The sequence below is a fragment of the Microcoleus sp. SVA1B4 genome, from assembly GCF_036700545.1.
In the GTDB taxonomy this organism is placed as follows: Bacteria; Cyanobacteriota; Cyanobacteriia; order Cyanobacteriales; family Microcoleaceae; genus Microcoleus.
In genome coordinates this window covers 16,563-37,587 of record NZ_JAUBPB010000046.1, presented here as the reverse complement: position 1 = coordinate 37,587, position 21,025 = coordinate 16,563, and the positions used below count along the sequence as shown (strand labels likewise).

At 44.9% G+C, this 21,025-nt stretch carries 14 protein-coding genes and 1 pseudogene; 6 read left to right on the top strand and 9 right to left on the bottom strand.

The window, feature by feature from the left end; translation table 11 throughout:
- From QT987_RS19870 to QT987_RS19845, 6 genes and pseudogenes are all read right to left on the bottom strand, one after another.
- A pseudogene (locus tag QT987_RS19870) lies at positions 1-714 on the bottom strand (hypothetical protein); the annotation flags it as partial.
- A 149-nt stretch (positions 715-863) separates the two neighbouring features.
- A complete protein-coding gene (locus QT987_RS19865; RefSeq protein WP_333243288.1) occupies positions 864-1,103 on the bottom strand; it encodes a hypothetical protein in 240 nt (79 codons plus the stop codon).
- Positions 1,104-1,226: 123 nt separating this feature from the next.
- Positions 1,227-1,487, bottom strand: coding sequence for a hypothetical protein (locus tag QT987_RS19860; protein ID WP_333243285.1), 261 nt, complete (start codon positions 1,485-1,487; stop codon positions 1,227-1,229).
- Positions 1,488-1,599: 112 nt separating this feature from the next.
- Positions 1,600-1,860 carry a hypothetical protein gene (locus QT987_RS19855; RefSeq protein ID WP_333243285.1) on the bottom strand — a complete coding sequence of 87 codons (261 nt, stop codon included), beginning with the start codon at positions 1,858-1,860 and terminating at the stop codon, positions 1,600-1,602.
- Between the two features lie 723 nt (positions 1,861-2,583).
- Positions 2,584-3,054, bottom strand: coding sequence for a HetP family heterocyst commitment protein (locus tag QT987_RS19850; protein ID WP_333243283.1), 471 nt, complete (start codon positions 3,052-3,054; stop codon positions 2,584-2,586).
- 59 nt (positions 3,055-3,113) lie between these two features.
- Positions 3,114-4,922, bottom strand: a complete 1,809-nt coding sequence (locus QT987_RS19845; protein WP_333243280.1) for an HlyD family efflux transporter periplasmic adaptor subunit — start codon at positions 4,920-4,922, stop codon at positions 3,114-3,116.
- Here QT987_RS19845 and QT987_RS19840 point away from each other — a divergent pair.
- A complete protein-coding gene (locus tag QT987_RS19840) occupies positions 4,922-5,071 on the top strand; it encodes a hypothetical protein (protein WP_333054973.1) in 150 nt (49 codons plus the stop codon). The two genes, QT987_RS19845 and QT987_RS19840, sit on opposite strands and share 1 nt — an antisense overlap.
- Positions 5,072-5,241: 170 nt before the next feature.
- On the opposite strand, the gene QT987_RS19835 is transcribed toward QT987_RS19840, so the two are convergent.
- On the bottom strand, positions 5,242-8,409 hold the full coding sequence (locus tag QT987_RS19835) for an ABC transporter transmembrane domain-containing protein (RefSeq protein ID WP_333243277.1): 3,168 nt from the start codon (positions 8,407-8,409) through the stop codon (positions 5,242-5,244).
- Between the two features lie 1,236 nt (positions 8,410-9,645).
- Here QT987_RS19835 and QT987_RS19830 point away from each other — a divergent pair.
- The gene (locus QT987_RS19830; protein ID WP_333243274.1) at positions 9,646-9,948 is read left to right on the top strand and encodes a UPF0175 family protein; all 303 of its coding nucleotides are present in this window, start codon (positions 9,646-9,648) and stop codon (positions 9,946-9,948) included.
- 8 nt (positions 9,949-9,956) lie between these two features.
- On the opposite strand, the gene QT987_RS19825 is transcribed toward QT987_RS19830, so the two are convergent.
- Complete coding sequence (locus tag QT987_RS19825; protein WP_333243271.1) at positions 9,957-10,952, bottom strand: leucine-rich repeat domain-containing protein; 996 nt, start codon at positions 10,950-10,952, stop codon at positions 9,957-9,959.
- A gap of 135 nt (positions 10,953-11,087) precedes the next feature.
- Here QT987_RS19825 and QT987_RS19820 point away from each other — a divergent pair, with 135 nt between their 5' ends.
- The 4 genes from QT987_RS19820 to QT987_RS19805 all read left to right on the top strand — a co-directional run bounded on the left by QT987_RS19820 (position 11,088) and on the right by QT987_RS19805 (position 15,428).
- On the top strand, positions 11,088-13,037 hold the full coding sequence (locus QT987_RS19820; RefSeq protein WP_333243268.1) for a long-chain fatty acid--CoA ligase: 1,950 nt from the start codon (positions 11,088-11,090) through the stop codon (positions 13,035-13,037).
- A gap of 151 nt (positions 13,038-13,188) precedes the next feature.
- Entirely contained in the window at positions 13,189-13,629 is a 441-nt protein-coding gene (locus QT987_RS19815) for a YlqD family protein (protein ID WP_333054966.1), read from the top strand.
- A gap of 173 nt (positions 13,630-13,802) precedes the next feature.
- The gene (locus tag QT987_RS19810; RefSeq protein WP_333243327.1) at positions 13,803-15,098 is read left to right on the top strand and encodes a dihydrolipoamide acetyltransferase family protein; all 1,296 of its coding nucleotides are present in this window, start codon (positions 13,803-13,805) and stop codon (positions 15,096-15,098) included.
- Positions 15,099-15,293: 195 nt separating this feature from the next.
- Positions 15,294-15,428, top strand: a complete 135-nt coding sequence (locus QT987_RS19805) for a hypothetical protein (protein WP_333243265.1) — start codon at positions 15,294-15,296, stop codon at positions 15,426-15,428.
- Positions 15,429-15,626: 198 nt separating this feature from the next.
- Here QT987_RS19805 and QT987_RS19800 read toward each other — a convergent pair whose 3' ends face one another.
- Positions 15,627-20,927 carry an AAA family ATPase gene (locus QT987_RS19800; protein WP_333243262.1) on the bottom strand — a complete coding sequence of 1,767 codons (5,301 nt, stop codon included), beginning with the start codon at positions 20,925-20,927 and terminating at the stop codon, positions 15,627-15,629.
- Between the last annotated feature and the right edge of the window lie 98 nt (positions 20,928-21,025).

The window sequence follows — 21,025 nt, the reverse complement described above, 5'->3', positions numbered from 1 at the left end:
CGGAGAAGTCGCTGTCGCGCTGCTGCTGGCACCGCTGCTGTCTCCTAACGGTGCAGGTGCAGGTGCTGGTGCTGGTGTTGGTGTTGGCGCTGGTGCTGGGGCTGTGGCGCTAGTAGTTGGCGGAGCATCTAAACCGCTGCTAGCTGAGGCGCTCGCACTGCTAGAAGTGTCGCCGGGAGTCGATGCTGTCTGAGTGCTGGTGCTGCTGCTGTTCCCTGTCGGAGAAGTCGCTGTCGCGCTGCTGCTGGCACCGCTGCTGTCTCCTAACGGTGCAGGTGCAGGTGCTGGTGCTGGTGCTGGTGTTGGTGCTGGTGTTGGTGTTGCTGCCGGGGCTGAAGTTGTGGCACTTGTCGTCGGAGAAGCCCCCGCCGAGGCTGTAGCTGTAGCGCTACCGCTGCTGGAGGTGGCTCCCGGAGTATAGACTGTTTGGCTGCTGTTGCTAGATTCTCCCGTTGGAGAAGTACCTGTCGCACTACTTGTACTCCCTGCACCGCTGTCCGAAGTGGATGAAGTGGATTTGGCAGAACTGCTGCTGCCTCCTGAAACCTCGCTGGGAGTAGAAATGTTAGCTGTTGGGGCTGGTTCTGAAGATGCTGAATAGTTAGTAAGTTCACTATTACTTGCACCAGTTCCACCCGCTAACAAGCTAGAGCCACTTGGACTGCTGCTACCGACCGTTAGGGTAGGAGGAGCAGATGCGTCTAATTGAGGCATCGCTGTTAATCTCCTTAAAATTTGTTTTAAGCTTGATAAATCAACTGAAGATTGCTCTGGGTCAAAGCAATGGAGCTATACATTTTTATTGTGATTTCATTACCCTATCGAGATAATAAAAATTATTTAATTTCTATTATTCACGGAATCTAGTTTCGGAACTTGGGAAATGACGGGGGAGTGTAGGCGATCGCAAATACCTGACCGTAACCAACCGCTAGAGAACCACCGTAAGGCGAAGATACTGCCCAAGACTGAGAATTAGCAGCAGTTGAGGTGAAGTCACCGATCGCGGAGCTAAAAACACTGATATCTACTGAAGCAAAACCGCCAACAATATTGCCTTCGTCAGAAACTTTCTCCAAATATGTTAAATCCTCAATAGTCATTGATTTTTACCTTTATCTGATTATTCTTGGATACGGCTGTAATTTTGACTCGAAAAAGGTGTAATTATCTCGTTCCGCTGCCAGCAGTTCGGACTTATTCTACTAGCAGCGGGCGACTGATTCCTAATCGGAAACCGATACGGAAAATGCACCGGATGAACTCGATACAGGAGTCGTAAATGTGCTGGTAGCAGCCTTGGTAAATGAGCCATAACCGATCGCACCGGCACTAGCGTCGGCTACTGCTATGTTGCCATATGCTACGCCAGCAGTGAATGAACCGAATGAAACTAGGCCGACAATCAAATCAAATTCAGTGAAACCGCCTTCGATTCTGGTTGCTTCGGAAACAACTTCTACATGGTTCAGATCTGAGATAATCATGGTTTTTTGCCTTTACTATTGCAGGTTTGTTTGACTAAAAAACTGTGTAATTCTATCGTTTTGCTGCCAGCAGTTCGGACTTATTCTACTAGCAGCAGCGGGCGACTGATTCCTAATCGGAAACCGATACGGAAAATGCACCGGATGAACTCGATACAGGAGTCGTAAATGTGCTGGTAGCAGCCTTGGTAAATGAGCCATAACCGATCGCACCGGCACTAGCGTCGGCTACTGCTATGTTGCCATATGCTACGCCAGCAGTGAATGAACCGAATGAAACTAGGCCGACAATCAAATCAAATTCAGTGAAACCGCCTTCGATTCTGGTTGCTTCGGAAACAACTTCGACATGGTTCAGGTCAGAGATAATCATGGTTTTTTCCCTTGTTGGTTAAGTGCTTGCTCGAAGCAATCTTGTTTGCTTTCGATGTACCTAATATATCTGGACTAATTAGAGCTGTGTTGCCAATTTGGCAGATTTGTGAAAATTAAAATGTAAATTTAAATTCATGAATATTTGTAAATTATTTGTCCAAAAGCTACAAAAAATCGAGGTATTTTGAAATACAAAAATCAGCCTCGTTTTAGAGTTTATTAACGAGACTGGAAGATTGTACTATTTAGCTCAATTGATAACTTGTATAGATAAAGACTGCCCAGGCTAAACCGCAGGAATTACAGGTCAACCGATTTGAGATTTGAGATTTGAGATTTGAGATTGAGTCAACGTAAAAGGTTATTATCTTAGATACCCGACTTCTTAAAGAAGTCGGGTAAGCTGTGGAGCATTTAAACCAGTAACGAGGCTAGTAGGGTGCGTCAGGAGTGAACCCTTACGCTGAAACGGAAAACCTTAGATGCTGACGCACCTTACGCAAGTCCTTTAAATGCCGAACAGCTTATCTGGGTATTCCCTTTTTTTAGGTTGACCTACTTAACAAAGTATTAGGTACGATCGCCACAAAGTGTTGCCATTTTGGCAGATTTATCGGAAGTGCGGATGTTCGATACTGAAAAACCCGATCGCCCGCGGTGAGTCAACCAAAAAACTGGTACACCCAACGCCCGCAATCGGGTTGTCGATCTCTCGACTAAATTACTTACCCGCCAAATTAAACAAGCGCGTCTTAAATCCCGCAAAAAATCCTTGACTTGGAATTGGCAAACACTCAACCTTCGGCATCGAGAGATATTGCCCTTCCTTGACTTCAAGTCCAAAACCTGCGGTATCTGAGTGCAACTCGGTAAAAGCCTCTGTTACATAACCCCCTCGAACTCCGGCTCGTTTTTCCCTCACCACTTCCACATAATCTAAATCAGCAATTTTACCCAATGCAGGCTTAGTTTCCGATTTACTCGACTTGCTGATTTGACTGTTTTCCTTAAGCAAGCGGTTGGAAGTACGGTAAGGGATATAGTCGAGAGGGTTGTAACCCGTGCACCGCAAAAGTAAAAAACAAGCCCAAGAATACTTTCCTGCCAGGATGGCTGAAATTATCTCATCCAATTGTTCTGGTTTGATTCCAACTTGGGAATGATTGGCAGAATGGTGAAATTGGGAAGTCATTATTTTATCCTGTTTTGTGTATAGAGAGTGACAAAGGACAACAACCACTTAACTAAGTTCTACAAACTCATGCCACCCTTTTGTAGCTGCTTGAGAGGGTCAAGCAAAATGTCGGCTATGCTGCGCTGGCGGATGACAATTTCCGCAGTAGCTGTTTGGCCAGCTTTGAGTTTCCAGGTTTGGTTTTTGGCTTTCACTGAGTCTCTATCGATACTCACTTCCACCCGGTAAAAAACACCCAATCGCTCGTCTGTTTTGGCATCCGGCGAAATAGATAAAACTTTTCCCGGAATCACGCCGTAATTTTGATAAGGAAAAGCATCGAATTTGACTTGCACCGGCATTCCGGTTTTGACAAATCCCGCTTCTCGGTTCGGCAAACTGACTTCCAGCACCAGAGGAGCATGATTCGGAGTCATTTCTGCAATAGTTTGACCCGGTTGAACTACTTCGCCTTTGTTGTGAATGTTGAGTGCGGAAATCACTCCGCTGACGGGTGCGTAGAGAAATCTTTGTTTGAGCTGATTTTTGGCTTGAACGAGCAGGGTTTGGGTTTCGGCAATTTTGGATTTGACTTGATTTAATTGCATTTCCAACTGCTGAATTTTTTGCTCTTTTTCTAACTGCATTTGGCGCGCTGCAGCTTGTTTGCTGGCGGCTTCGGCTTGCAGTCGATCGACTTCTGCCAGTTGTTGAGTTAATTCACCTTGGGTTCTAGAAATGGCGCTAGTTCGATCGCGCAAATTTTGCTCGACTTCAAACAACCTTTCCTTAACCCCAGTTGCATCAGACAGTTGACTCCTGATGGCAGCACTTTGCCTGTCGCGAACGGTTTGCTCGACTTCAAAGGCGCGATCGTCAGCCTGAGTTGTCTCTCCCAACTGGCTTCTAATCACGGCATTTTCGCTTTCCCGCAGAGCTTCCTCAGCTTGAAACAATACGTCTTTTGACAGTGCTCCTTCATCTACCAAAGGTTTGAGACGCGCGATCCGCTCTTTGTGAGCCACCACTTTTGCTTGCAATTGCGTCAGCAATTCTTGAGTCTTGCGTTGCAATGGTTTCACCTGATCGCGCCGCCCTTGCTGGGAGTTAATATCTGTTTTCAGTTGCGAGAGCAAGTCTTGCACATCCTTTTCCAGAGGTTTGAGCTGTTGTTGCCGCGCTTGCTGAGACACTACATCTGCTTGCAATTGCTCGATTTGAGACTGCGTGGTGGCCGCTGAAGCGCTAGCACGGGCGATCGCAGCTTCAGCCCCCCGCTGCTCTGCAGCAGCAATAGCTTGGCTCGCTTCAACTTCCAGTTTAGTTCTCTCGATCGAACTCATCTGCTGCACCAATTGAATTCGATCAGCGTCCAGAATTTTCTCAAGACGCTCCACCTCGCTCTCGGCATTCGACGGGTCTAATTCCGCCAATAATTGTCCAGCTTTGATTTTTTGACCTTCTTTGATAGCGAGGTTAATAATTTTTCCCGTCTCCGTCGGGTGAATTTTGTAAACAGCGCCTTTGGGAACTAATTTGCCCTGAGCATGACCAACCTCGTCAATTTTTCCCAAAGTTGCCCACGCTCCAAAAGCTACGGAAAAAACCATTCCTCCTAATATCAACCGCTGGGGAAAAGATACTGGCGGCTGGTCGAGTACCGAGTGCAAAGAAGTAGACCAATTATTCGCATCAGGCTGTCGTAACTGTAATTTTGCAATATTGATACCGTCATGAGTTTGAGAAGAGCGATTTTGAGATTCGACAACTTCTAAAGAGCGCTCTTTTTTTCGGATTTCGTTTTCTTGCCTAGAAGCTACGCCCCCATAAACTTCGCCTATTTCGTTAGGAGCGTGGCCTAATTCTTTGGCATCTTCTGAAAACATTGTCTTTCCTCCAAATTAGTCTGTTGACTGTTGGCAGTTGGGAGTTGTTAGGAGCTATCAGTCAGGAGTCAGAAGTAAGTGATATCATGTCCGGTCGAGCGATCGCGATTTTTGTAGGGGCTCCCCTCACCAACAATACCTGCCAATAATTGACAATCTCAAAAACCCGCCCGACCGGGATATTATGGTTAATCGATCGGACATGATATGAAAATTATCTTTAGCCTTGTCTTGCTAATGACTAATGACCAATGACTAATGACTAATGACCAATGACTAATGACTAATGACCAATAACTAATGACTAATGACTAATGACTTAAATATCGAGTTGTTGCTGAGCGAGGTGATAGTAAAGTCCGCGTTCAGCCATCAATTCGTCGTGGTTGCCTTGTTCGGCTAAAATGCCTTTGTCTAGAACCAAAATTCGATCGGCATTACGCACCGTAGACAACCGATGAGCGATAATAAACGCAGTGCGATCGCGACTAATGCGGGCGAGATTTTGCTGAAACCTGCGCTCAGATTCGGTATCCAACGAAGAAGTTGCTTCATCCAAAACCAAAATCCGGGGATCACCCAAAAGAGCGCGGGCGATCGCAATTCGTTGTCGCTGGCCCCCAGACAAACTCGTTCCCCTTTCCCCCACAGGAGTTTGATAACCCAGCGGCATATCTTGAATAAAAGCATGAGCTTCTGCTAGCTTCGCCACTTCTATCGCCTCTTCCAAGCTTGCAGAAGCAGCATCGCTTCCGTTTTTATACAACGTAATATTTTCCAAAATCGTTCCCGAAAACAAGAAACAATCTTGAGGAACAACACCCAACTGAACTCGCAGCGACTGCAAAGAAATGTGCCGAATATCGTGGCCGTCAATTGTCAGCCGCCCCTTTTCTGGATAATAGAAACCTTGCAGCAGCTTTACCAAAGTGCTCTTACCCGAACCGCTGCGGCCGACAATTGCCACAGTTTCTCCAGCTTGCACCTCAAAGGAAAGATTTTGCAGCGTATTGCGTTCCTCATCCTGAGCATAACGGAAAGAAACATTGTCAAACTTAACGTTTCCCTGAATGCGAGGCAGCACCAGCATTGGCTTGTAAGGGCTTTCTTCAGGTTGGGCAGAGAATACATCATCCAAACGCTCGATCGAAACCAACACTTCTTGAAACTCATCCCAAAGTCCCACCACTGAAAGCACAGGAGAAATCACGCTCCCAATCATCATATTAAAAGCCACAAATTGACCGATCGTCAACTCGTCTTGAATCACCAGCATTGCCCCGTACCACAGCAAAGCCGTGCTGCCCAAAGTATTAATCCCACCCCCGATCGCCTGCAAAGAATTAGCCAACTTCTGCCCGCGAAATTTAGCATTAATCATGCAGGTTAATTGGTCTTCCCAGCGCCAGCGCATTTCTCGCTCAGCAGCAGTTGCCTTAACCGTCGCCACCCCAGTAATCATTTCCACCAAAGATGAATTTTGCTTGGCACTTTCGGTAAAAATCTCCCGCGACACTTTTCGCAGAAAGGGAGTTGCAACTAAAGTCAAAATCACGATCGGCGGAATCAACGCCAGCACCAACAACGCCAGACGCCAGTTATAGTAAACCATCAGTCCGATGTAAACCACAGCCATCAAAGCATCCAACCAAGCCGTAATAGCTTGGCGAGTCAAAAATGCCTGAATTTTTTGATTTTCCTGAACCCGCGTCAAGATATCGCCCACCTGACGAGATTCAAAAAACTTAATCGGCAAAGTGAGAGTGTGACTGATAAAGCCGCTAATTAAAGTCAAGTCAATGCGGTTCGACAAATAATCCAGCAAATACTGTCTCGTTGCACCCAACAGCGTTCGCCAAACACTAAACAACAGCAGTCCGATCGCAAAAACGTGCAGAGTTACTACGCTTTTACTGACAACCACTTGATCGAGAATTACTTGGGTAAATAGGGGAGTAACTAAACCAAATAATTGGAGCAACAAGGAGAGGATCAGAATTTGGGCGATCGCAGCCCGGTAGGGCCAGACTATGCCTACAAAATTTTTAAGTTTGATACCTTGATGTTCGGCAGTGTGATTGCGGTATAGTTCCGCTGTCGGGTCTAAAATTAGGGCGTACCCAGTCCAATTTTCGGTAAAAATTTTAATGCTCATCCACCGCTTGCCCGCAGCCGGATCAGCCACTAAAACCTGTTGATTTTTAAAGCGATAAACTGCCACGTAGTGATTGCCTTGCCAGTGAGCAATCCAGGGATTTTGATTTCGCAGCGGAGTTAAAGAAGCTCGCACGGGACGGGTTTGAAATCCCATCCTTTCCGCTGCTTTTGCCAGACTCTTGAGCGACGCGCCACTGCGGCCGATTTCTGCCAATTCCCGCAAGTAATTTAGGCTGAATTTCTTACCCCAATATTCGCTAATCATGGCTAAGCAAGTAGCTCCACAATCTGCTGAACTCTGTTGTTGAATGAATGGGTGTCTGCTGATAAACCAGCGCCGCTGCTTGGGTTTGGGAAAGCTGATGATTCCGGTTGCGGGTTTTTGCCGATCGACTGCGGTTAATTTTGATGGCTCGGTTTGTGAGGTAGAGCTGGCCTTTTGGGGCGGCGTTACTAAGCTTAAAATTGGAGGTTTGCGGATGATTTTAGGGCGGGAATTGCTTTCGGAACTAATTGTGGCGTTGGCGATTTCCCACTGTTCGCTGCTAAGCTGGTAAATTATCAGGTCTGTTACCGCTATCCAGTCGCTCTTTACATCTGAATGTTCCCATTTACTGCCGAGAATTGGCGGTGCTTGACCTTGAATTTGACCGCTGCGGAGCCAAAAATGATTGTTGGAGTTTTGGCAGTGCTCAGCGAGGGAAACTCCGGCAGGAATTCGGCTTTCTTCTGTGTAAGGAAGTAAGTGGGGCCACAGAAGCTGTTGTTTGTGGGGAGGGAGCGATCGCAAATCTGTTTGTGTCTTGAAAAATATTAACCGCTGTCGCTCTTGAAATTCTTGCCGCCAGTGCTGTTGCAGTTGCTGGAATTCTTCTAAAATCAGCTCCAATGTGGTGGCCGCAATTCGACCGATTTGGCAAGTCCCAGCCGCAATTGCCCTGTAAGGCAGTCCGCTTTCAATAAATAGGTTATCTGTCCCAAATATTGCTCCGACTTCCAGTACCACCGCCGAAATTTCCTGCTGTTGCGACGCTTCTACCGCTAGCAGCCTGACTCTTCCCTCGCAAACTAAATAAAAATTGCGTGAAGCGAAGCTATCCCGTAGGGAATCGCTCTGTTCTTTTTCAAGGAAATTGTTGCTATCTGATGTTTGATATTGAGTGATTTCATCTCCGAGTTGAAACTCGCAAATTTCACAGGCTGTATTTAATTTCGCCACTAAAGTCTGCCCTGCACCGACTTCCTCGAAAATTTTCTGAATAGCCGGGAAATTTTCCAAGGCTTCTCGGGTTTTAAAAATTTGATTTTTAACCCCTAAATTTTTTTTCATAACTTACCCTGTCAAAAATTTGTTTCATTTTTTTTGAATGGCAACTAACCCGGTTATGAGCGATTTTTATTGGTTTAGTTGCAACCTAGTTGGCTTACAAACTGTTTGTCGATATGTCCGACTAACACCTCTTAGTTACGGCATCCCTTCAACGCCTTTAGGATATATAAAATTGCGTTTTTTCAGGATTTTGTGGTGATTACGTAAGTGTGGTTTTGGCTGGCTCTCAGTTTAACTTACAGAATCGTGGTTTTGGCTACCTTTAAGGGCAATCTTTACGTAATCTTTATAAACCTACAGTAATTATACGGATATTTGTGAAGATTCTGTGAAGCTGGGCGAGGCAGGTGTTGTGTCCGGTATACGTATATATACACAGAAATTGACATTCACAACTCAAAAACCATCAATTTTCGACGCTTGTTTGTGAAATCCAGGGCCGGATCGTGGTAAAGAAATATTGATGGCTGTTAATTTGTAGCAGCAATTCAAGCAATTAATTGACCCTCTGGTCTGGGTATATAACGGATTAAAGTAAGATGGAAAGTTTTGCTATTGATAACGGTCTTCCATTTGGGGGTGACTTCTGTGATGGCCTAAACCCATCACTATCGCTACCCATCACTATCAATCTAAACCCCGATTAAAAGTATCGGTTTCTCTGCTTAAGGAATTTTGTGCGATCGCACTCAGTGTATTGGTTCTCCAAAAGCATGGAATAGTGTAGAATCCAACAACCAACTCAGGAAATTGTCGAACCTGCTTTACAAAAACTGGATATGATGATTGTCATCCCGACGGGCGGTGGCAAGTCTTTGTATTTTCAATTACTGACACTGTTGAAAGCAGGATTGACGGTAGTGATTTCGTAGTTAATTGCTCTGATACAATACCAGATAGTTGCGGTAAGTCATTAACTATGCAGAATCCAGCGATTGCCGCCGCAAAATCTAGTTAAATTATTTTGGGGATGGGAGGAAGGGTACTTTTCGGCACATCTTAGCCCTATCATCTGTTGTTGAATTCACCCTATTTCATGCCGCTTCACCTGAGTTGTGCTCAGTCAAGGCAACTGCTAGTAATTGAGCAGCCTGCACGTTACTCATTGCGACTTCCCAAATGCCTTTTGCACAATAGCTGTAAAAGTTAGGAACAGGCAGAAACAATGAATCAAAGTTTAATGAATCTGTAAGATCGCACTTCAGAGACAATTGAAATTAAAATGTACTATAAATCATGCAAATTACGATCGACCTTCCCGACAATCTCCCCCTGACTGAAGCCGATGTGAGGATAGAATTGGCGATCGTACTTTATCAGCAGCACAGCCTCAGTCTCGATCGATCCGCTCAACTTGCTGTAATGTCTGTGGACGACTTCTACCAACTATTAATCAGTCGCCATATTGTCCCCCCGCCCGCAGATCCCGATGACGATCCTGCCGAACTCGTCTTAGCCAGCCTCTGTAACTCCCTCCAGCAAATTAAAGAAGGCAAATTACACCCTATTTCCGAACTGTGGGAAAGTTTTAGCATTTAATTCTAGAGTTACCACTTACAGATAGACTCTGGCTTGAGAGGACAAGTTTTGGGATAAATTGGATTTTCGTTGAGATATAAAGCACGCAATTCTGTCAAGAATTGCAAAGGTTTAATGTCACTGATTTGATTATTTATGAGGTGTAGTTTAGTCAATTTAGTCAATAATTCTAAGGGTTTGATGTCGCTGATTTTATTGTTGTCGAGATCGAGATAATCCAGTTTATTCAAGGATTGTAAGGGTTTGATCTCGCTGATTTTATTGGTGTTGAGACCGAGAACAGTCAGGTTAGTCAAGGATTCTAGCGGTTTGATGTCGCTGATTTCATTGTCGCTGAGGAACAGCCTAGTCAGTTTAGTCAAGGATTCTAGCGGTTTGATATCTTTGATTTGATTGTTTTTGAGAGGGAGCACAGTCAGGTTAGTCAAGGATTCTAGCGGTTTGATGTCTATAATTTGATTGTCGCTGAGGAACAGCCAAGTTAGATTAGTCAAAGATTCTAGCGGTTTGATGTCGCTGATTTTATTGTCGCTGAGGAGGATCTCAGTCAGGTTAGTCAAGGATGCTAGCGGTTTGATGTCTATAATTTGATTGTCGTTCAAGCTCAGCCCTTTCAGGTTAGTCAAGGATGCTAGCGGTTTAATGTCTATAATTTGATTGTTGTCGAGGGATAGTACACTCAGGTTAGTCAAGGATGCTAGGGGTTTGATGTCGCTGATTTGATTGTTTTCGAGGCTGAGGTTTGCGAGACTCGAAAGTTTCTGATTAGCTTCATCGCACTCAGTGGCTCCTGCTTTCTCCAACAGCACTTCAACTGTATGTTTAACTTCAGGACTCAAGGAAGCTTTTTCGCGACACCAATCAGCAAACGTTCTGTTTCCCGATCGCACTTCTGCGGCCTTCACTCCGAGGCTAGTTCCAGATAATGCTACGATCGCACTCAAAGCAACTACTATCAAACTTGCTAAATTTATGTGTTTCTGTGCAACTATAAGTTTCATCATCTTGTACCTCTAATTTCCTGAATAGACAATGGCACGTTGGTAAACTGTCACGAGACTGCCAGATAGTTCTAAAATAACTGTGATATTAAACTTATAGCCAATAACTTTATCTGCACAAACTCAGGAAAATACCTTATGAACAGCACAGCATCTTACGCATCATCTCAAATGGCAGATCGCGAACGCGCGAACCTCAGCAAGCTAATCGATTACAGTTCCATTCGATCGATACCCGAAATTTGGGCGATCGTCAAACAAAAATTCGGTCAAACCGTCGCCCTCCACGATCCCCACACCCAGCCAGAAATCAAACTCACCTACACCGACCTCTACCAGCAAATCCAGCAATTCGCCGCTGGCCTCCAAGCTCTCGGCATCGAACCAAATCCCGAAGAAGCAGTCCCTCCCCGCGTCGCCCTCTTCGCCGACAACAGCCCCCGCTGGCTGATAGCCGACCAAGGTATCATGATGGCCGGGGCAGCCAACGCCGTTCGAGGCGCCACCGCCGACCCCGAAGAACTCCTGTACATCATCCAAGACAGCGGCAGCACCGCCTTGGTAGTCGAAAACCTGGCATTACTCAAAAAACTGCAACACCGCCTCCCAGATTTGCCCATCCAACTCATCGTCCTCCTCTCCGACGAAGAACCGGAAACCAGCCAAACCCTAAGCACAGTCAAATTTTCCCAAGTGATGACCACAGGGGCAAACCGTCCCCTCAAACCCACCAACCACAAGCCTCAAACCCTTGCCACCCTCCTCTACACCAGCGGCACCACCGGCAAACCCAAAGGCGTCATGCTGACTCACGGCAACCTCCTGCACCAACTCAACACCTTGGGCACAATTCTCCAGCCCGAAGGCGGCGACGGCGTCCTCAGCATTCTGCCCAGTTGGCACGCCTACGAACGCAGCGTCGAATACTTCCTGCTTTCCCAAGGATGCACGCAAATTTACACCAATATTCGCTATTTCAAACAAGACTTTAAAACTTACAAACCCCAGTACATGGTCAGCGTTCCGCGCATCTGGGAATCGATTTATGAGGCCGTACAAAAGCAATTTCGGGAACAGCCGCCTAATAAACAAAAATTGGTGAATTTCCTGTTATCTGCCAGCCAGCAATACATCGAGAACCGCCGCATTTTCCAAGGATTAACTCTCAGTTTGAAACCGGCTTCTGCTTCCGAAAAACTAATCGCCCGCATCAAAAGCATTCTGTGGTCGCCCGTACACGGCCTGGCAGAAAAATTGGTTTACAAAAAAGTCAGGGAAGCTACAGGGGGACGCTTAAAATGGGCAATTAGCGGCGGCGGTTCTTTGGCAACGCATTTAGACAATTTCTTTGAAATAGCGAATATCGGTTTGTTGGTGGGATATGGTTTAACCGAAACGTCCCCGGTTTTAACTGTGCGCCGCCCTTGGCACAATCTTAAAGGTTCCGCTGGACAGCCCATTGCCCATACGGAAATTAAAATAGTAGACCCAGAAACCCGACAGCAACTGCCAACAGGCCAGCGCGGCTTGGTATTGGCGCGCGGGCCGCAAATCATGGCAGGTTATTATCTTAATCCCCAAGCGACTGCCAAGGCGATCGACTCCGAAGGCTGGTTCGACACCGGCGATTTGGGCTGGCTGACACCGGGAAACGACTTAATCTTGACCGGGCGGGCCAAAGATACGATCGTCCTCACCAACGGCGAAAACATCGAACCCCAGCCCATAGAAGACGCCTGCGTCCGCAGCCCCTACATCGACCAAATTATGCTAGTAGGTCAAGACCAGAAATCCGTCGGCGCCTTAATTGTCCCCAATGCAGAAGCCGTGCAGAAATGGGCAGAAACTCAGAATCCCCCCATACACGAAATTGACTGGAATAGCAAGACAATTCAAGATTTATTCCGCAAAGAATTGAACCGAGAGGTGCAAAATCGCCCTGGATACCGCGCGGACGATCGCATCGGCCCGTTCCGCTTGATTCAGGAGCCATTTTCGATCGAGAATGGAATGTTGACCCAGACCCTGAAAATTAAGCGCCCGGTTGTGACGCAACACTACCGCGATATGATTGACGGGATGTTTTGAAATATTCGCTGGACTTGGGGAATGGAAAAGAAAAAATTATCCCAACACCCGAGTCCCGATTCCGAGTCCTCAGTCCTGGGCCATTAGTTCAGGTTTACCAACTAATGACTCATGACTAATGCCTAATTCCTAATTGACAAGCAACAACTTTATGGAACCACAATTACTCTTGAAGCGATCGATTAACGTTAAAGTCGTCGTTACTCCTCGCTGGAAAGAAGAAGCTCAACAGCAACTCCAAGCCCAAATCAACCAAATAGACTCTCAGCTACAACAGTTAGAAATGCAAGGGCAGCGGATGATTTCAGAAATCCAAAAGTCAAATTTGCAGCCCCCAGGCCCGCAAGTAATGCAGCAAATAGAAAACATTCAAGTGCAGGTGAATCAAAGAAAAAGCGAACTGCTAGAACAGAAAAACCAAAACCTGCAACAGCTTCAGCAAGTGCAGGTGCTAGACCTGGAACAAGAAGTGAGTCAAGGTCAAATTGACGGCACGTTCACTGTCGGGCTGGGAGAAAACTTGATTCAAAAAATGCAAGTAGAAATTCTCCTCCGCGACGGCATAGTCGAAGAAATTCGAGGTGATATTTAGAAATTGGTAAGTGGTAATTGGCGATCGGTAATTGGCAATTGATTTTGAGTCAACAGTCACACATCAAGAATGCGAGACACTGGCATAATAATAAGTATTGCCGGTGGCCGATCGCCAATGCTCAATTGCCAAATACCGATTACCTATTACCAACACAAAAGGACTTTTTACAGATGATTCGCGAAGTTTTCATGCCAGCCCTGAGTTCTACCATGACAGAGGGCAAAATTGTTTCCTGGGTCAAATCCGCCGGAGACAAAGTAGAAAAAGGCGAAACGGTGGTAGTCGTTGAATCCGACAAAGCCGACATGGATGTCGAGTCTTTCTACGAAGGCTATTTAGCAATAATTATCGTACCTGCAGGCGAAGTAGCTCCGGTGGGGGCGGCAATCGCCCTGGTAGCAGAAACAGAAGCCGAAATCGCCACAGCTCAGCAGCAAGGAGCAGCAGCCCCAACCGCAGCAGCAGCCCCTGCTCCCAGCCCCGCTCCTGCGATCGCAGCTACATCCTCAGTAGGTTTACAGCAAAATGTTAGTCGCCAAAACGGCCGCAGCGTCGTTTCTCCCCGCGCTCGCAAATTAGCCAAAGAGTTTAAAGTAGATTTGAATTCTATCAAAGGCAGCGGGCCCAACGGTCGCATTGTCGCAGAGGATGTGGAAGCAGCAGCCGGCAAAGCTCAACCAGCTCCGGTTCAGCAAGCGGTAACAGTTCCCGCAGCACCCGCACCCGCAGCACCCGCACCCGCCCCCGCAGCAGCCAAACCCGCACCCGCACCAGTCCCGGCGATCGCACTTTCGGGCCAAAAAGTACCGATGAATGCGCTGCAAAATGCGGTGGTGCGGAATATGGAAGCAAGTTTGAGCGTGCCTTCTTTCCGCGTCGGTTACACAATTACTACTGATAATCTCGACAAACTCTACAAACAAATTAAGTCGAAGGGCGTCACGATGACGGCTATGCTGGCGAAGGCTGTAGCTGTAACTTTACAAAAACATCCTCTGCTGAATGCTTCTTATGTGGAGTCGGGAATTCAATACCGCGCTGATATTAATGTGGCGGTAGCGGTGGCGATGGATGGCGGCGGTTTGATTACGCCGGTGTTGCAAAATGCCGATCGCCTCGATATTTATTCGCTCTCCCGCACTTGGAAGGATTTAGTCGATCGCGCCCGCACCAAGCAGTTGAAGCCTGATGAATACAGCACGGGAACTTTTACTCTTTCCAATTTGGGAATGTTTGGAGTAGACAAGTTTGACGCGATTTTGCCGCCGAATCAAGGCTCGATTTTGGCGATCGGCTCTTCACGGCCGCAAGTAGTGGCTAATGAAGATGGTTTGATGGGAGTGAAGCGCCAAATGCAGGTGAATATTACTTGCGATCACCGGATTATTTACGGTGCGGATGCGGCGTCTTTCTTGCAGGATTTAGCGAAATTGATTGAGACCAATCCTCAGTCTTTGACGCTTTAGCGATCGTCCTAAATCTCCCTTTTACTCTTATTGGCAGGAAAGGGGGATTTAGACTTAGCTTTTAATGAGATGTCTAATTTTGGAATGATTTAACCGCAGAGACCGCAGAGGACACAGAGGAAGAGAAGAGAGAGATCAATAATTCCGATACCAACGGATTTGATATTACTCATTAAGACGATGAAAGTGCAAGTTTTGTCTGTTCAACCTGCGATCGCCTCTAATACTCACCAGGTTTTGCTGTCAGTTGGTACGGATACACACAAATTTCTTTTACCGGAGGCAGTCGCGGCATTGGGGCTGCGATCGAAAGCAGTGTTTGACCCGTGAAAGCGCTGATGTTGCCTTTGATTATACCAATTCGCCCGATCGCCCAATTTAGCACAGACGTGGCGCTCAGCTTTCGATCGCACCTTCGTGAGTCCGCGCACCATTGCCAAAATTGTTGGGCGTGAAGTCGGTTTCGATCGTCGGACGCTCAAACAATTTACCAATTACCAATTACCAATTCCCAATTCCCAACTTGCGTTATTTCTGTTTTAGGACTACCAGCGTAATGTCGTCAAAAACTTTCTGTTCGTCAATATGTTGCCGCACATCATCAATTACTGCTTGTCGAATTTCTTCAACCGTTTTGTGGCGATTTTCTTTCACCACTTGGCACAATCTTTCTATGCCGTAATACACTCGATTTATATTTATAGCTTCGGTAATTCCATCTGTGTAAAGCACTACTACATCCCCTGGATTAAGATGCACTTGAATTTGGGAAACAAAACCCGAAATATCTTCCTCTAATCCCAGGGGAAAACCGAGTTCCAATGTATCGATCAGTTCGATGTTACCATCAGTACGGACTACGATAACTTCTTCATGTTGACCGCTGAGGGTAAAGTTACTATCTTGATAATCTAACAAAGCCAAGGTCATGTTTCTAGACGAGTCGATGCGCTCGATATTGGCATAAAGGGTGCGGTTTAACACATCAAGAAACTTCACCGGATCGGTTTCGTTCATTTGTTGGAGAGTGCGGACGGCGGTTTGCGCCATAATCATTAATACGCCACTTTCTAAACCATGTCCTGTAACATCGCCGATGGTAATTTTTACCTGATCATTTTGGGTTAGCACGTCGTAGTAGTCGCCACCAACTTCATCGGCAGGTTCCATATATCCAGCTATTTCTAATCCTTTAATTTTATCTAGTTCTGATTGTTTGGGCAAGATCATTTGTTGCAGTCGTTTGGTGACTTCTAACTCAGCACTGAGGCGGATGTTTTCGGCTTTGAGTTTGTTGTTGAGGCTGCTAATTTCCTGGTTTGCTTGGGCGAGTTGGGCGGTGCGTTGTTGCACCTTTTCTTCTAAAGTTTGATAGAGACGGGCATTTTCGATGGAGATCGCAGCTTGGGCGGAAATGATGTTGAGGACTTCTAGGCGATCGCGCGTAAAAGCCCCCGCTGTTAAATTATTTTCTAGGTATAGGATGCCCACCAACTTACCTTGATTAATCAGGGGGCTACACAAGATAGATTTAGGTCGCTGCTGAATAATATACGGGTCAGATGCAAACCTGCTTTTATTCGTTGCATCATCGATCGCCAGAGTTTCTTGCGTGCGTTGTACATAATTAACCAGCGAGATAGGAATCTCTTGACTTTCAGTCGCTGACTTGGAGATTAATTGACATCGTTCACCCGTACATTGAGCTTCAATTTTCCACTTACCTGCTGGGTCAGGTATGAGGAAATAAAATTTTTCCGCTCCCGCATTTTCCAGCAAGACTTGCATCAAATTCGAGAGTAACTTATCTAAATGAACTTCCCCTGAGAGCGCTTGGGAGGCTTTGATAATTGTTGATAAATCCAGAGCTTGTCCAGCACCTGAACTGGTAGAAGTGACAGTGGTTCTGCTCTGAACCATCGTTTCGTCTCTTCCACTCGTCAGGCTATTTTTCCTACCGACGATAGGTGCGAGTAATTCAGCATGGCGCTCTTCTAAATCCTTAACTTTTGCCTTTGCTCCCCAGCGAATATAAGCATAGTAAGCGTCTATCATGTAGGTACGCGCTACTTTCTGACGACCTAATGCTAAATAGAATTCTCCAGCTAATTCATTGGCAAGGGCTTCGTGCTGAACGTATCCATTTTCCTTGGCTCCATCAATCGCCCGGTCGTAATATTCCATTGCTGAGAAAGATTGCCCTAAGACGCGGGCTTTTTCTGCTTCTACTAAGTCATACTTATGCTGGTAATTGGCTGGGCAATGTAACGCCCAATTTTTTAGGTTTTTCTGAGTTTCTTCTACTTGGTTGAGGTATTCTTGTTTCTTTTCTTCCTCTCCTGCATCTTCTTGAACATACTGGGCTAAAAGAATCAGACAATAGTAAAAAGTATGTTCAATAAAACTAATATTTGATTGAACGTAACCTGAATATTTAAATCCCTCTCTCGCAAACTCGATAGCTTCTTCATACTGCTTAAACAAATAGCAAACTACAGTTTTGGCAAAATAAAGCCTGAACAAGCAAATGAAATTATTTACTTCTCTTAAATAAGAGATAGCTTTTTTCTCATTTAATATGCTGCCCATCAAGATCAGCTTATTATCTGTCATCCCCCTTAAATTTTCTACTAATTGACCGAGAATTTTGAGTAAATATAACTGGTGTTCTTGGGACAATCTTTCTGCCAAGTCAATATATAGTTTTTGCTGTTCTTGCACATAGTCTAGATGCTCTGCCTTAAAAAATAAATGCGAGCAATAGTAATCAGCACCATGACAAGCATATTCTATATCTCCAAATTCTAAGCCGCTATTAATTGCTTGACGAAGGGGTTCTATCGTTTCCCTAGTATGCTTTTTGAGGTGGATAATACCGATGGAAACATTAACTAAAACTTTAGAACGAAACTCTCTAGCATCTAACTTATCTAATAGCTGCAAAGCCAGTTGCCCCAGTTGATAGGATAAATTTATATCTGAGAATAGCCAAGATACGAATATACCGTAAACAGAATAGGCGTAAGTAGATTGCGGCGAATTCCCGTACTGACGAGAAAGTTCCACCATAGTATATATAATAGGTAGCGATAGCGGGCTTTCTGCAAAGCAAGCAGGTGGGAATATAAGAACTAAAAGCTGCATAGCAGCCTGCTTGTAGGGTTCGCTCATTTCAGGCAGGTTTGCTAACTCCTCAATATTGAGTTCTTGCGGGGGTGATTCATATAGGGTCACTCCTAGCATCTTTAGAACTTGCAGTCCGGCATCTAAGCCATCATTATTTTGATTTTTAGCGAGGTAAATTCTAATTTTCAGTTCGTATAAGTTGACTTGTTCGAGGATTGTTTTGGCTTTTTGAAACACGCGATCGCACAAAATTTCCGCTCGTTCTAAATTAGCATTAAGATATTCGGCTTCCGCCGCTTCCCGATAAAAATTAAATGTCACATCGTATCTACTTTCCCAGCTATCTTGGCTCAGGAGTTCTATACCTACATTCAAATAATTAACAGCGGCTTCATATGCAGTAGCTGCCTTCGCTTTCTGTCCAGCAATCAGGTTTAATTGGGCTAACTCATCTTTTTCTGACTGATTAGTTAGCAAATCTGTGCCAAAATTCAGTTGGTTAACCAGAGCAAAAATATTATCTTTTCGCTCTTGCTGTGTTGTATTATTCAGCAACAGTTGACCAATTTTCAAGTGAGTCGCTTTTTTCTCTGACTCTGGAATCAAAGAATAAGCAGCTTGCTGCACCCGGTCATGCAAAAATTTGTAGTCAACTTTGATATCGCGTATAGATGCCAACTCTTCCTGGGCAAACACTAGAGGAATTTTGTAATTTTCAGACAGCGGCAGAATCAAACCAGCTTGCATTGCTTCCCACAAATGAGCAGCCGTCGCTAAGTTTGATTCTTCATTGACAATTGATAAAACTTCTAAATTAAATTGGTTGCCGATACAAGCCGCTAATTTTAATGATTTCTGGGTTGTTTCTGGGAGTTTGCGAATATTTCGGGCAACCAGTTCAACAATATTGAAATCTGCGATACAAATTGCTTGGATTTGTTGAATATCCCACTCCCAGCGGTCTGTATCTACTTGATAAACCAGCAGATTTTCTGAGTACAGGGTTTTGAGTAGCTGGGTTAAGAAAAAGGGATTGCCTTGGGTTTTATTAAAAAGTAATTCAGAAAAAACTTTGATTTGCTCTGAGTTTACGCTGCCATCGAGAGTGTCGGCGATTAATTGGTTGACGCTATCCAAAGCCAGCGCCTGAATGGTGATATTATTCACCACCGTTTCATTTTCTTGAATTTTTTCTATGGTCTGAATTAAAGGATGAACGGGACTGACTTCGTTATCTCTATAAGCTCCAATCGTTAATAAATATTTGCTATCTGGGTCAGTGACTAAGAGTTGGATTAACTTTAGAGATGCCGAATCTGCCCACTGTAAATCGTCTAGGAATATGACTAGCGGGTGTTCTGGTTGACAAAAAACGCGAATAAATTGTTGAAATACCCGATTAAATCTGTTTTGCGATTCCGAAGATCCCAGTTGAGGAACTTCCGGGTGTTTACCGATAATTAGTTCTACTTCGGGGATAACATCAATAATAACTTGACCGTTATTATCTAGCGCTTTTAATAAGTTTTCTTTCCAAACCGCAATCAGTTCGGAACTTTCGGTTAATAGCTGACGAACTAATTCCTGAAATGCTTGGATTAAAGCTGCATAGGGAATATTGCGCTTAAATTGGTCAAACTTACCCGCAATAAAATATCCCCTAGCTGCTACAATTGGTTTATGAACTTCATTGACGATTGAAGTTTTACCAATCCCGGAATAACCGGAAACTAACATCATCTCGGTGGCACCGAGGCTGACTCGTCCAAAGGCCTCTAGAAGAATTTGGACTTCGGTTTCTCTACCATAAAGCTTCTGGGTAATGAGTAATTGGTTGCCGCGATCGCGTTGACCGATGGGAAAGTTTTCAATCTTCCCAGTTGTCTGCAATTGCTGCAAACAAGTTTCCAGGTCAAATTTTAATCCCGCCGCACTTTGATATCGGTCTTCCGCATTTTTTGCTAACAGTTTCATCACAATATCTGAAACCACTTGGGGAATTTCTGCTACCTCTTTAGGTGGGACGGGTTGTTTGGCAATATGACAGTAAACCAACTCCATCGGATCGGTGGTAGTAAATGGCAACTGGTTGGTCAGCATTTCATAGAAAGTCACTCCTAAAGAATAGAAATCGGTGCGGTAGTCAATTGCTCGATTCATCCTCCCCGTTTGTTCGGGTGACATATAAGCGAGAGTCCCTTCTAGCAAGTTGGGATTGCTAATGCTTTGGTTTTTCAATTCCAATCGCGATGAAATACTAAAGTCAGTCAGTTTTACTTTTCCGGTCGCTGGATTGATAATGATATTTGAGGGCTTAATGTCTTTGTGAATGATCGGTACTTCATGGAGATAGATCAAAGTTTCGGATAGAGCGATCGCTACCCTCAGCAACTCGGTTATTGACAGGTTATTGGCTGCCATAAAATGATAAAGGGATAGACCCCCAAAATCTTCTAATATTAGCGCTAAACTATTCTGATAATTTTCTAAGTTGTAAGTTTTGACAATTCCTTCACACTCTAAATTTTGAGTAATTATAAATTCTTGCCTTAAATTGGTGATTTGTTCAAGGCTAGGATAATCATATTTAATAATTTTAATGATAACTGGTTGTCTGTAACCATGTTTTTTAGCTCTATATACAACAGTCCTTACTCCTTCGTAAATTTTTTCTATAATTTCGTATCCCGAAAGAATTATCATATTTTTACTTTCCTTTCTTGTTTGACCTTTTTAAAGAGTGTATATGAACCAAGAAGCCCACTGCCAAAAGCGCGATCGCGCTTTTGGCAGGTGAGTTT

Coding starts and splice junctions, on each gene's coding strand:
- QT987_RS19865 (WP_333243288.1), bottom strand. CDS start 1,103: ATGACTATTGAGGATTTAACATATTTGGAGAAAGTTTCTGACGAAGGC.
- QT987_RS19860 (WP_333243285.1), bottom strand. CDS start 1,487: ATGATTATCTCAGATCTGAACCATGTAGAAGTTGTTTCCGAAGCAACC.
- QT987_RS19855 (WP_333243285.1), bottom strand. CDS start 1,860: ATGATTATCTCTGACCTGAACCATGTCGAAGTTGTTTCCGAAGCAACC.
- QT987_RS19850 (WP_333243283.1), bottom strand. CDS start 3,054: ATGACTTCCCAATTTCACCATTCTGCCAATCATTCCCAAGTTGGAATC.
- QT987_RS19845 (WP_333243280.1), bottom strand. CDS start 4,922: ATGTTTTCAGAAGATGCCAAAGAATTAGGCCACGCTCCTAACGAAATA.
- QT987_RS19835 (WP_333243277.1), bottom strand. CDS start 8,409: ATGAAAAAAAATTTAGGGGTTAAAAATCAAATTTTTAAAACCCGAGAA.
- QT987_RS19830 (WP_333243274.1), top strand. CDS start 9,646: ATGCAAATTACGATCGACCTTCCCGACAATCTCCCCCTGACTGAAGCC.
- QT987_RS19825 (WP_333243271.1), bottom strand. CDS start 10,952: ATGATGAAACTTATAGTTGCACAGAAACACATAAATTTAGCAAGTTTG.
- QT987_RS19820 (WP_333243268.1), top strand. CDS start 11,088: ATGAACAGCACAGCATCTTACGCATCATCTCAAATGGCAGATCGCGAA.
- QT987_RS19815 (WP_333054966.1), top strand. CDS start 13,189: ATGGAACCACAATTACTCTTGAAGCGATCGATTAACGTTAAAGTCGTC.
- QT987_RS19810 (WP_333243327.1), top strand. CDS start 13,803: ATGATTCGCGAAGTTTTCATGCCAGCCCTGAGTTCTACCATGACAGAG.
- QT987_RS19800 (WP_333243262.1), bottom strand. CDS start 20,927: ATGATAATTCTTTCGGGATACGAAATTATAGAAAAAATTTACGAAGGA.